The following is an 11,269-nucleotide window of genomic DNA, read 5'->3' on the forward strand; positions in this document are numbered from 1 at the left end:
AGATCGGCGAGGCCGATAGCCTGGAAAAACTCGAAGCCCTGCTACCCTGGAACGTCCCGCTGGAGCCCATTGCAAAAAAAGTGGCGCAATACAACGAAGGCAAGTAGGTCGATTTAGCGGCGCTTACCAGTAGAGGACTGTCATTGCGCGCGGCAGCCAAGGAATGTGGTATCGACTTAAAGACCTCCTTTCGCTGGCGGCATCGCTTTATGCGCTACGCCCTCACCACTCGCGCCCCTCACTTGTCGGGGATTGTGGAAGCAGATGAAGTGTTTACCCCCGAATCATTCAAGGGGCGTCGCCATATGGAACGACCCGCGCGGCGGCATGGCGGTAAGGGCCATGGCCATGTGCCACTGGTGCCGGCATTGATAGCCCTGGACCGGTACGGGCGTGAGAGCGATGCGGTGCTGTTGGACAAGAGCGCCCGTGTAATCGAACCGGAACTCCACCCCCTGCTGACTCCTGGCTCCATTCTGTGCACGGATGGCAACCAGAGTTACATCAAGATAGCGGAGGTGCGTATTCCGGCGAAGTTGAACAGCCATTCCGGCCAACGTGAACACCCTGATCCTTAACGCGCTCACGTCACCCCGTTTCTAACTCGAGTGTTCAGATTGGGTCAATGGCTAATAACATCATGTCGATCAGCCAATAACATCATGCCGATCACCGTTTTTCTGCCCGCGTTTATAGCGTCTTTCTTTTACTCCGCCTGATCGGCTTCGGTCAAGTTGGCACCCTGTTTTCGCATCGATTCTCCCGTTAAGGTCACGCGCACTGCTCTGTGGATCAATCGGTCCAGGATTGCCTCGGCGAATGTTGCCTCTCCGATCATTCCGTACCACTTCTCCACCGGCAATTGGCTCGCCACTATCGTTGAGACTTTGCCGTAGCGGGTATCGATGATCTCCAGCAGGTTGCTGCGTTCGCTCGCGTCCAGCATCTCCATGCCCCAGTCATCCAGGATCAACATTCCTATGTGACTTACTTGCTCCAGCAGTTTCGGATAGCTGCCATCCGCTTGTGCCAGTCGCATCTCTTCGAGCAGGGTTTTCAGCCGGTAATACCGCACGCCCACTCCTTGCCGGATAAAGTAACGACCCAGAGCACACGCCAGGTAACTCTTGCCACAGCCTGCCGCGCCCGTCAGCAGCAGATTTTGTTGATGACTCAGCCAGTGTCCTTCCAGCAGTTGGCGGATCTGCGCTTGGCTCACGCCTCGACCCGCCCGATAGTCGAGCTGCTCCACCTGTCCGGCGAGCCGGAACCGGGCTTGCTTCTCCAAACGGTTGGTTTTCCTCTGCTCCCGTTGCACCAGCTCATGGCTCAGTAACAGTTGCAGCCGCTCTTCAAAACCCATATCCAGGTACAGCATGCTCTGGGCCTGCTGCTGGTTCAGGGCCTGTTTCATACCGCTCAAGTGCAGGCGGCTTAGTTGTTCATTGAGGTGTAATTGCACGGGCTTCTTGTATGCGTGTAATAAAGTTGGACACTAAATCATTCTACACGCCGCATTCTTAGACACCAAAAAACAGCTGCACAAAAATAAAGTAGGATACCAACTAACGAATTCAGCCAGAAACCGTTGGATGATGGAGTAATAAAGTGTGACACCAATTTAGCATAATCGGGAACGGTGGATCGCAAGATACGGCTGATGTAGAGAATCGATCCAACGCAATTTCATACCGTGCGAAATACCCAGAGGCTGCAAGTCGATCCCCGCCAAAGCTGGCGCGGTTAACAGCACACCTTGCTCGTCAAAACTTATGAGGAAGCGATCAAATAGCGCGTCGAGGTTGGCGCTCAGCAAAAAGCCATTGAACACATCCAACCGCTCTGCGTCCGTCCCGCATTCGGCCCAAGGCTTGGCGTGGCTCATACCCTGTACCTTAAGCCGCGAAAGCCGCAAGAATAGCGCATAAGCTGTTGTCTTGGCGTGATTTACTCTGCCTATCTCGGCGGCAGTTGGCAGCAATAAATGCCACTGCCCAGCCAAAATCAGCTTCTAATTGGCTGCCGTAACGCGTGGCCAGCGAACGCATGATGGGCGCCAGCCAATCCTTCGCCGATGACGCCATTTTCAGGAACGATAACGGCCCCGCTCCCGTCTGTTGCTGCGCCTGCTGGAGGACAAACCGCTTGACCACCAAGGCCAGCAGACTGGCCCAGATCAGCCCCGTCACCAAGGCCTCTTGGCGCGTCGCGAAGCGGTGCAGGTTGGTGTGGCTTTTCAGCTCCTTGAACAGCAGTTCGACCTGCCAGCGCAGCCGGTAGCACTGCATCACCTCGACCGCGGAAAACAGCTCGCGCGGCAGATTGGTCAGCCATGATAGATAGCGCTTTTCCCGAGCATGCCAGTAGCAGACCATCCGGCAATCGTTGCCTTCCCAAGTCACGTCCAGATCGAGCAGGTCACTGCGGCTCATCCGCCGCCGCAGTGCTTTGAAGCGGAGCCCCAGCAGCGGTTTGAGTCGCTTGCCGGTAGTGTTGTAGGCCTGCGTGATCGTCGGGTTCAGCCCTTTCGAGTAGCGCATCAGATAGAAACCGCCGTAACTCGCCACCTCGCTCATGTACTTGGCGCTGATGTAACCGGCATCGGCCAGCAGCAACGAGCCCGTCAGCGTCGCCGCCTCCGGCAGGAAGGTGCGCTCCGTCTGCGTATCGGCGGTGATCTCCAGCCGGAGCGGCTGTTGCTCTAACAGCGACAGGGTCAGATGGCATTCGACTGCCGCGCCACCGAAGCGGCCGGGAAAGGTCTTGGCAAGTCCGCGATGCACGGCAAAGGAAGAACCGTCGTGAATCAGCACCCGACGGAAGCGGTTGAGCTTCGATGCCACCTGGGGCTGAGGCTCCAGAAGCAAGGCCATCGCCCGCTGGGCAACCGCTGCCATCAGCGTTGCAAAGGCCACCTGCCGCAAGCGGTTATGAAACGGTTTGTAGGCAACGCCTTGTGCCGTATCAGAGTGGATCCCGTTGAAGGTGCGGTGGATGGCAGCAATCGAAGCCGTTTTACCATCGCCCAGTGAGGCCACCAGTGCCGATACCAGCGGCAGCGGGGTGATGTCGCGGCTACGGAGCATGAACTTGGACTCTCTGGCGATCTTGTTCAACCAGTCGGCATTGAACAGTTGTTTCAAGCGCCGAGTTGCACCGACAATGGCCATGGCTCTTCCTCTTGTGTTTGGCGACTTAACGAGATCACATGAAGAGCCACTTTTCCATCTATTTCATCATGTTCCGCTTAAGATCCTGTCTATGTGGCGTGGCTGGCGCGCAGCACCTCAGGTATAGCCACCCCCGTCACGGCACATGCTCCACCCCAGTAATCCAGCATTGCATCACGAAACTTATTTTGCCCAACGCGCTGGCGAACCATTCGTTCGACCTCAGTGCCAGCAATGCCTGCAGGCAGTTCCGCCAGTTCTGCGGCGACCGCTTGCTGGAAATCGTTCGCGGCCTGACTGGGCAGTGCACGAGAAAGACTTGCCGCCCGACGCAGTAATGCGGCCAGATTCGCCTCGGTGGCGACCTGAATTGACGTTCACCATGACGCTGCTCTTCTGGCGGTCGTCGTAGCCGTCCCATGTGGGGTCAGTTCACGAAACGGAAAAAATTGTACGCTAAGCCTTTGGCATCAATGATATCGACACCATTTTTTCCACAATTCATAAAGTTGCGCAGTAATTAGTCGACGACTGGCCCTTGCTAAATAATTTTCATTTCAGCATGAGTTGTGCTTTAAAAATTCAATTCTGCAACTACACTCATTGGGCGAACAGAGCGAGAAATCCGCCGTTAATTCCAATAGCGGGTACGCGAATGAATATCAGCTCTTAGGGGAATATTATGTTAAATTGTCTATTCACCGCTGAAGAACTAACCCCCCAATAACCCCTGCGCAAAATGCCCAGTAGCAAACGCCAGCCCCGCTGCGGCCGTACCCATGATCAAAGTCCGGAGTCCTGATCGCATTGCTGGTAAGCCATAGACGATACTTTTAAGCATTCCGATACCCAAGAAGACGACGCCTGCCAAACCAAGACTCGTCAGGAACTGAATCTGACTCTCCATACCCGGGATGGCATAAGGCAGTAAAGGTAAAGCACCAACCGACAAAAATGCGGCGAAGGTAGTCAACGCGGCTCGGCGTGGGCTGAGTCCGGCACCCGAGAGTCCGTACTCTTCTCGCAACATGGTTGCTACCCACACATCGGGATTACGACTGATAGCCTCCACTACTTGCTCCAGCAATTCGCCGTCGAATCCCTTCGCCTGAAACAGCTGGCGAATTTCCTCACGTTCACCTTCTGGCACAGCACGGATATGTTCACGTTCTGTGCGTTCAGCAAATTTGATCTGATTCAACTGCGCCTGGCCCGCTTCGTAATTACTTACCGCCATGCTGAAGCCGTCTGCAATCAGGTTTGCAAAGCCGAGTACCAACGCAACCTGTGGCGAGAAACCTGCGCCGAACGCACCCGATACAACCGCAAACGTTGTAACGCAGCCATCGATGCCGCCAAGCACAGCATCTGGTAGCGTCGAGGCCTTAACGGGACCAGCAAGCCGTGCACGAACGGCATTAGGCTGGTGCTCGCTGAGCAGTCTTTCATTTTCTGTGGATGGCATCTTTCAGCTTCCTGTTCAGGACGCGATTTGGTGCTTTGGGATTATAGGCTCAGTTCGACCTTGTCACTTTATCTGTCAATATACATCTTCAAGATAACGTCCCTGGCCTCTCAGAGTTTCAATATCGATGTGCAAGGGTTTGAGAATGTCTTCTATAACCTGCCGCACAGCCGCCGCCATATCCTGGCCACCACAGACCAGTATCTGCGCACCGGTGTTAACCATCTGTCGCACGGCTAATTCATCCTGTTTGAGCTTATCCTGCACGTAGGCGCGCTCGTCTGTTCTTGAGAAGGCTGTGTTCAGCCCGCTCAGTCGATGATCCTCAAGATAGCGCCCAAGCTCAGGTTGGTAGAGAAAATCTGACCTGGCATCGCGACCGCCCCAGTACAGATACATAGGGTTGCAACTGGTATTGTTTCTGATGAAACCGGTTAACGGACCAATCCCGGCACCTGCACCAACAAGAATCACTGGTCGGTTACCGGTAGCTGGCCGAAAGCCTGGATTGGGGCGGATGAAGCCATCGATACAATCACCCGGCTTGAGGTCATGCAAATAACCGGAGCAAAGACCGCCGGCCTGCTTACGGACGCATATCTCAACAATTTCGTCATTTGCCGAGGACGCGAGCGAGTAGAACCGCGGGGGTTGACCGTGTGGGGGAATAACCCCCAAAAGGTCTCCCGCCTCGAACGGTGGCAGCGCTTTAAATCTTCTTGGAGAAGCCGTTAGCCATCCGCCCTGCTCCGCCGGTTTGAACCGGAAGATACTGGTGGGCGCCTGAACCGCAATCCCGTAATCCGCCCTTTCTACCAGTTCCAGTTTGACCGTTGCTGGCTGCAATGCACAGTAGTTCAAGAAAAGCGGAGTACCGATAACCTCACCAACCCGGTTTCCCCACTCACTGAATTGCGAGGCAGAACACCGATCAATCAGTTCAATGGCGTGCAAACGGCTGACGCCTTTACCGGCGAGCGCAGCATCCACCGACAAGGCAAACTGACAGAAGTTCGGAAACTGCCGGTCACCAAAACCCAGTACCGTGTATCGCAGGTTCTTCTCAGCCCGGAATTCTTTGAGCCTGGCCATAAACTGCCGGGCCGATGCGGGTGCATCACCATCGCCGTATGTCGAAGTCAGCACGAACAGCCTGGAAGCCTGCGGATACTGCTTAGCCAGGGCATTCATCTCGCTGCAATGCACGCGGAAACCGGCCTTATTCAGGCTGCTATGGAGTTCCCGGGCAAATCCCCAGGTGGCATTACCTTCGGAGCCGACCAGAATAATTGTATCCGCCTGAGCGGCATCGGCGTTGTCAGGAAGCTGCCCTGAAGACCGGCGACGCTGCCACCAGATGGTTGCACCTGTTATCGAGAGAGCTGGCACAGTCAGTGCCGCAGCGCCAAGAATCAGGCCAAGCCACCATAGGCCTTCACCGGTGTGCAAACGTACAATCCAGTCCTGCAATACGCCGCTGTCAGAGCGCGGCTGGAACTGCAGCAACTCGCCCGTAGCCTGGTCCACGAATCCGGAGCCGCCGGCGGTTGACAGTGAATAGACATCCTGCGGATCACCGGGATAGGGAAACACCAGTTCCCGGAGTTCGCCAAGATCGAAATTGCCTAGGGCTTTTAAGGTGCCCACAGGCGATGGTTGCCCGCCCGAGACCTCAGCCGGAAACCTTGGCCCGGTGTCAGGCGCTTCAGCCAGCAAACCAAAGCGCTGTGCGGACATATAGCTGCCGGTCAGCGCGGATAACAGTAGGCCGAGCACGGCAAACCGGGCCAATTCGGCATGGATTCGTTTCCCGCCAGAGCCGGAAAGCGGTCTTAATATATTCTTCCAACCCCCGGTACGCCGGGCTATCAAAAATATTCCCGAAAGACACAGAAGCACCATCAAAACAGCCAATACGCCGGCCAGCGCTCTACCGGCATCATCCAGCATAAACGCACGATGCAGATCCTTGATCCAGCCAAAGAATGCGGAAGGTTCGTAGGGCGTGCCCTCACCTGTTACCGGATTCACCAGATCCGCACCGGCCTGGCCGTCACGGCTGTAATAGACAATGACCTTGCCAGAAGGCTCTCGCACGATCTGCTCAGTCCCGGGATAGTGAGCAACGACCCGGTCTGCCAGCTCGGCAATACTGACTTCACCGGAAGCCGGAATGACCGCTGACACTCTATCCAGCGTCGGAGCCAAAGCCAACACAGCTCCCGTGACCGAGAGAACGATCAGGAACACGCCTGCAAGCAAACCCGGTAAACTGTGGAACTTGCGCAACATAATAGCCGATGCTCCTGGTGAATTATTGAAGCTCGTAGGTCAGAGCGCGCACGTAACCACGTCCTGAAACCGGCTTTCCGGACCCTTCGGTGGTCAGGGGGGCTATCACATCGGCTCTGATATCGCGCATATCTTCAACAGCAGAGTCGACTCGAACCTCATAGCCGTTGTCGATCAGCGAATCATCGAGGTTCACAGTCACTTTCAGCGTGCGGCCACTGGTAACACTGGCGCCAGTCAAGCCGTCATACTCTGCAGGATCAAGCCCACTGCCCCGGGCCCAGCCTCCCAGGTGTTTGTAGTATTTAGATTTCTTCCCGGAAACCCAAAGGGTACCCTGATACTCTCCGGCGGCATCGGTAAGATACAGCGCCAGATAGGCTCCATCGCCGCCGTAATTCTGTAGTTCCGTAGTGAAGGTCACGTCACGGGCCTGGGCGAATACCGGTAAAGCCAAGGCGGCGAAAAGGCTGCAAGTGAGAACAAACGTTTTCATAAATGGTCTCCAAAAACCTGATGAACGTTAAAGGAACAGGGCAAATTCGCTCAGTTACTCAACGGTAACCGTGGGACGCCCCTTGACGATGCCGTTGCGTGGCGCCTGACTTTTGGGATTGTCCTGTCCATTTTTCCTGTTGCCGCGGTCCCTCTCCTCATCGTCACTGTCTTCACGCTCCCATTTCATCATGGTCAATGAAGCGGGCGCGAAAGAGGCTTCTGCCCTGATCCCATCGGCATCGAGGCCCCGGACTTCATAACAACCGTCGTCAACCTTTATTCGGTGAACTGTCCAGCCTTCGGCTTCCAGCTTTTCACGCAGATTTTCACGGGGCTGCCAACTCGCCACCGGATCATCGCAGTCGTCATCGGCCAGTGCGGTGCCGCTCAGAAGTAACAAAGACAGGCTCAGAATAATGGGTTTGGTCTTCATGGTGTCTCTCCTGCTGGTTGTGTTAAATCCACTCTAAGGCGCTAACCTGACAACGACCTGAACAAACGAGGCCATTTCAGCGGAACTGAAAAGCTTCTTTATGGAAGCGAGTCAGGCGGAAGGGTGCTGCCCGCAAGCCGTTTCTAATGGCTTCCCCCAGCCCTGCCGGGCCGCAGAACCAGACCTCTGCGCCTGCTGCCGAGCGTCCGTTGGTAGACAACGTCTCGGCAGACAACCTCTGCCCCTTGCTGCTGTCATGAATCTCGAGGTGTATTCCGGGAAAGCCATCGCAAAGCGCCCGAAGTCGATCCACCATGGGATCCTGGCCGGCGTTGCGCGTGCAGTAATGCAGATCGGCTTCAGGCACGGTGGCGTCGGTGGCGCTGCTTAGAGCTTCGAGCCAGGCCAGAAACGGCGTGATCCCGATGCCACCGGCTATCCAGATCTGGTGGGATTTGCGGTTGCGGCGATCGAAGTTAAAACAGCCGTAAGGGCCTTCTATATTTACAGTTTGCCCCACGCTGATTTTCTGGCTCAGATTGCGGGTAAAGTCTCCGAGGGATTTGATGAGGAAGGTAACAGTGCCATTTTCCCGATCCGCACTGGCGATGGTGAACGGGTGCGCACCCTCAATCCGGTCGAAGGTCACAAAGGCGAATTGCCCCGCACGGTGACCGGGCCATGCCGGCCCCATGTGGCAGGTAACTTCGGTGACGTCCCGGTCTGGTGTTTTGATCGCGGTGACCATGCCGCGAACCTGGCGACGACGACCAACTCTGCCGGTCAGAGATAGCCCGCTGGCGATGCTCCCGCCAAAGAGCAAAATGGCCATCAGTAGTCCGATTGGCTGCTGCCACCATTGCAGCGGAGTCAGCCACGCCGCGTGGAAAGCGAGCAACAGATAAAGCACCGGCATGCCGCGATGCAAATAACGCCAGTATTTGTAGGGAAACTTGCGCCACAAAGTGATCAACAGCATGGCGAACAGCAGATAGACGGCGAACTCCCCTACCTCTTCCGCAGCATCGCGCATGGTGTCGATGAACCCGGAATAATCCTGATCGTGCAGCCTGCCGGCCTTTCCGAAAATCGACTCTATAACATCGTCACCCATTTCAATCAGCCAATGAGCTGCCGCGAATACCACTGCCAGAATGCCCGCCCATTTGTGGGTGCGATAGATCTGATCCAACCCGCCCAGCGGTCTCTCCAACCAGGCTGGGCGCAGTGCCAGCATCATGGTCAGTGACATCAGAGCAATGGATAACAGCCCACTGAGCAGCAGGCTCTGGTCATAGACTGCCCAGGGAGAACCGGCCCCAGGACCTGCAAAGAGGTTCCAGGCCCATAGGCCCAAAACCAACACAACGAAAGGAAAAATCATCCGCATCATCACATCTCCTGCGATCGGTACCTGGAATATTCCCCCGAAGGCTAGCGCCCAAACCTGACAGCCAGCTGAAGGTCGGTGAAGAGAGATCGAAGCGTTATTGACCATTCAGGCTGTTGTCAGGTTCGAGCTGTAGTATCTTGATTTCAGGGCTGGGTCAGAGGTGAACAATGCGGGTTCTTTTGGTGGAGGATACGGCGGGATTGGGCGAGGCGGTCCGGGATCAGATTGCGGACGACGGCCACGCCGTGGACTGGGTGCAAACTCTGCGCTTTGCTGAGGCGAGTATCAGGACCACAGCCTACGACCTGATTCTGCTGGACCTGATGCTGCCCGACGGCCATGGCTTCGGCTTTTTGCGAACGATCCGGGCTACCGGAATAACAACACCGGTGATCATTCTGACCGCCAGGGATCAGGTGTCTGACCGGATTGAAGGATTGAATGCCGGTGCTGACGACTACCTGGTCAAACCCTTTGATCTTTCGGAGTTGTCGGCCCGCGTGGCCGCGGCGGCTCGCCGATATCGCGGCAATCCAAGCCCGATCATACAAGTGGGCGAGCTGATGATTGATCTTGGCGATCACCGCATCAGTCGCAACGGCCTGCCGGTAGAACTTACGGCACGGGAGTGGGCATTGTTTGAGGGCTTTATCCAGCGACCCGGAATGCTGTTATCGCGATCGCAACTGGAGGATCGTCTATACGCTTTCGGGGCCGAAATCGAAAGTAACACCATCGAAGTTTATGTCAGCCGTCTGCGTAAAAAGCTGGGGCGGGACGCTATCGTAACCGTCAGGGGAATGGGCTATCGCCTGGAAACACATGACCACTAGAACCAGCCTGCAAAAAACACTCGGTATCGGCCTGACACTCGGTGTCACCCTACTCTGGCTGTTGGGCGTGACCGCTTCGGGACTGGTGGCACAGCATGAAATGAACGAGGTCTTCGACAGTGCCCTGGAAGAAACCGCCCAGCGCATACTGCCACTGGCGGTCACCGACATCCTGAACCGTGAGAACGGCGCGGGCAATCAAAAGGCCCCAGCCCTGAAAGACCATGACGAATACCTGACCTATCTGGTACGGGACGAAGCTGGAAATATTCTGCTCCAGTCCCACGATGCCGACCCTGGCGTGTTTAGCAGGACCCCCGCGGAAGGGTTTTCAGATACTCTGACCCACCGGCTATATGGCGTATCTGCAGTCAGCAATACCATCTATCTTGAAGTGGCCGAACCCTTGGCGCACCGGCGTGAATCCGCTCTGGAGGCGGGATTAGCCTTACTGTTGCCTTTACTGGTGCTGATTCCGGTCAGCCTGTTGGGTGTCTGGTGGATTGTCCGGCTTTCCCTTCGTAAGGTGGTCGATTTTCAGCAAGACATTGAATCCCGCGGCGCGGGAGATCTGTCCCCTGTTGTAGAAGAGCAGTTACCCCGTGAATTTGAACCAATCGCCGGTGCCATCAACCGGCTGCTTGAGCGTTTGCATCGTGCTCTCGAATCAGAACGCAGCTTTACCGCCAACAGTGCCCATGAATTGCGAACTCCCCTGGCAACAGCGCTTGCCAAAGTGCAGCGACTGAAAACCAGAATGCCCGATGATTATCTCAAGAATGATGTTGCAGAAATTGAAGAAGCGTTACGCAGTCTCTCGGTGCTGTCCGGAAAACTGCTCGAGTTGGCAAAAGCAGAAGGTGGCGGTGCACTCTCACAAAGCCAGCAGGATCTTGTGCCCATCCTCGCGATGATTGCCCGGGATTTTGAGGCCCAGGCACCCGGGCGAGTTGTTTTATCCCTGCCGGAGCGCGAAGTGAACTCCTTTCTTGATCCCGATGCCTTCGCCATCCTGGTGCGTAACCTGATCGAGAATGCCCTTAAGCATGGTTCCCGTAGCGGTAATCCCCCCGAAAACCTGGGGTGCTCATAAGTAGAATTTTCTCGTATCTTGAACGCAGGAGGTTCTACATGAAAACATCACGCTTTAGCGATGCCCAAATCATCGCCATCCTCAAACAGGCC

10 protein-coding genes and 1 pseudogene are annotated in these 11,269 nt (G+C 55.8%); 3 read left to right on the top strand and 8 right to left on the bottom strand.

The features are described from left to right. Window positions 1–128: 128 nt before the first annotated feature. Window positions 129–578, top strand: a pseudogene (locus ACLHZ1_RS19745) (IS1595 family transposase); the annotation flags it as partial. A gap of 128 nt (window positions 579–706) precedes the next feature. Here ACLHZ1_RS19745 and istB read toward each other — a convergent pair. The 8 genes from istB to ACLHZ1_RS19785 form a co-directional block, all read right to left on the bottom strand. After that, on the bottom strand, window positions 707–1,462 hold the full coding sequence (gene istB / locus ACLHZ1_RS19750) for an IS21-like element ISAs28 family helper ATPase IstB (protein ID WP_021141277.1): 756 nt from the start codon (window positions 1,460–1,462) through the stop codon (window positions 707–709). A gap of 159 nt (window positions 1,463–1,621) precedes the next feature. After that, window positions 1,622–1,885 carry an HNH endonuclease signature motif containing protein gene (locus ACLHZ1_RS19755; protein WP_270825567.1) on the bottom strand — a complete coding sequence of 88 codons (264 nt, stop codon included), beginning with the start codon at window positions 1,883–1,885 and terminating at the stop codon, window positions 1,622–1,624. Window positions 1,886–1,895: 10 nt separating this feature from the next. Continuing rightward, window positions 1,896–3,170: an IS4 family transposase gene (locus ACLHZ1_RS19760; protein ID WP_103261613.1), complete on the bottom strand. Its 1,275-nt coding sequence runs from the start codon at window positions 3,168–3,170 to the stop codon at window positions 1,896–1,898. A gap of 712 nt (window positions 3,171–3,882) precedes the next feature. Further along, window positions 3,883–4,635 (bottom strand): VIT1/CCC1 transporter family protein, encoded by a 753-nt coding sequence (locus tag ACLHZ1_RS19765; protein ID WP_011784790.1) that lies wholly within the window; start codon window positions 4,633–4,635, stop codon window positions 3,883–3,885. A 75-nt stretch (window positions 4,636–4,710) separates the two neighbouring features. Continuing rightward, the gene (locus ACLHZ1_RS19770) at window positions 4,711–6,927 is read right to left on the bottom strand and encodes a PepSY domain-containing protein (protein WP_020833790.1); all 2,217 of its coding nucleotides are present in this window, start codon (window positions 6,925–6,927) and stop codon (window positions 4,711–4,713) included. A 22-nt stretch (window positions 6,928–6,949) separates the two neighbouring features. Next, window positions 6,950–7,423, bottom strand: a complete 474-nt coding sequence (locus ACLHZ1_RS19775; protein WP_019677799.1) for a DUF2271 domain-containing protein — start codon at window positions 7,421–7,423, stop codon at window positions 6,950–6,952. 54 nt (window positions 7,424–7,477) lie between these two features. Then, window positions 7,478–7,858: a PepSY domain-containing protein gene (locus ACLHZ1_RS19780; protein ID WP_020833791.1), complete on the bottom strand. Its 381-nt coding sequence runs from the start codon at window positions 7,856–7,858 to the stop codon at window positions 7,478–7,480. Window positions 7,859–7,934: 76 nt separating this feature from the next. Next, the gene (locus ACLHZ1_RS19785) at window positions 7,935–9,251 is read right to left on the bottom strand and encodes a ferredoxin reductase family protein (protein WP_020833792.1); all 1,317 of its coding nucleotides are present in this window, start codon (window positions 9,249–9,251) and stop codon (window positions 7,935–7,937) included. Between the two features lie 167 nt (window positions 9,252–9,418). On the opposite strand from ACLHZ1_RS19785, the gene ACLHZ1_RS19790 reads away from it, so the two are divergent. Beyond that, window positions 9,419–10,084 carry a response regulator gene (locus tag ACLHZ1_RS19790; RefSeq protein WP_020833793.1) on the top strand — a complete coding sequence of 222 codons (666 nt, stop codon included), beginning with the start codon at window positions 9,419–9,421 and terminating at the stop codon, window positions 10,082–10,084. Beyond that, window positions 10,074–11,177, top strand: a complete 1,104-nt coding sequence (locus ACLHZ1_RS19795) for a histidine kinase dimerization/phospho-acceptor domain-containing protein (protein ID WP_427263438.1) — start codon at window positions 10,074–10,076, stop codon at window positions 11,175–11,177. Before ACLHZ1_RS19790 ends, ACLHZ1_RS19795 begins: the two co-directional genes overlap by 11 nt. Window positions 11,178–11,269 lie beyond the last annotated feature (92 nt).

It is taken from the genome of Aeromonas sobria, assembly GCF_050266975.1.
Classification (GTDB): Bacteria; Pseudomonadota; Gammaproteobacteria; order Enterobacterales; family Aeromonadaceae; genus Aeromonas; species Aeromonas sobria_B.

Bases quoted from the DNA above. Each gene is read 5' to 3' on its own strand.
- ACLHZ1_RS19795 (WP_427263438.1), top strand. From the start codon at position 10,074: ATGACCACTAGAACCAGCCTGCAAAAAACACTCGGTATCGGCCTGACA.
- ACLHZ1_RS19760 (WP_103261613.1), bottom strand. From the start codon at position 3,170: ATGGCCATTGTCGGTGCAACTCGGCGCTTGAAACAACTGTTCAATGCC.
- ACLHZ1_RS19780 (WP_020833791.1), bottom strand. From the start codon at position 7,858: ATGAAGACCAAACCCATTATTCTGAGCCTGTCTTTGTTACTTCTGAGC.
- ACLHZ1_RS19785 (WP_020833792.1), bottom strand. From the start codon at position 9,251: ATGATGCGGATGATTTTTCCTTTCGTTGTGTTGGTTTTGGGCCTATGG.
- ACLHZ1_RS19775 (WP_019677799.1), bottom strand. From the start codon at position 7,423: ATGAAAACGTTTGTTCTCACTTGCAGCCTTTTCGCCGCCTTGGCTTTA.
- ACLHZ1_RS19755 (WP_270825567.1), bottom strand. From the start codon at position 1,885: ATGAGCCACGCCAAGCCTTGGGCCGAATGCGGGACGGACGCAGAGCGG.
- ACLHZ1_RS19765 (WP_011784790.1), bottom strand. From the start codon at position 4,635: ATGCCATCCACAGAAAATGAAAGACTGCTCAGCGAGCACCAGCCTAAT.
- ACLHZ1_RS19770 (WP_020833790.1), bottom strand. From the start codon at position 6,927: ATGTTGCGCAAGTTCCACAGTTTACCGGGTTTGCTTGCAGGCGTGTTC.
- ACLHZ1_RS19790 (WP_020833793.1), top strand. From the start codon at position 9,419: ATGCGGGTTCTTTTGGTGGAGGATACGGCGGGATTGGGCGAGGCGGTC.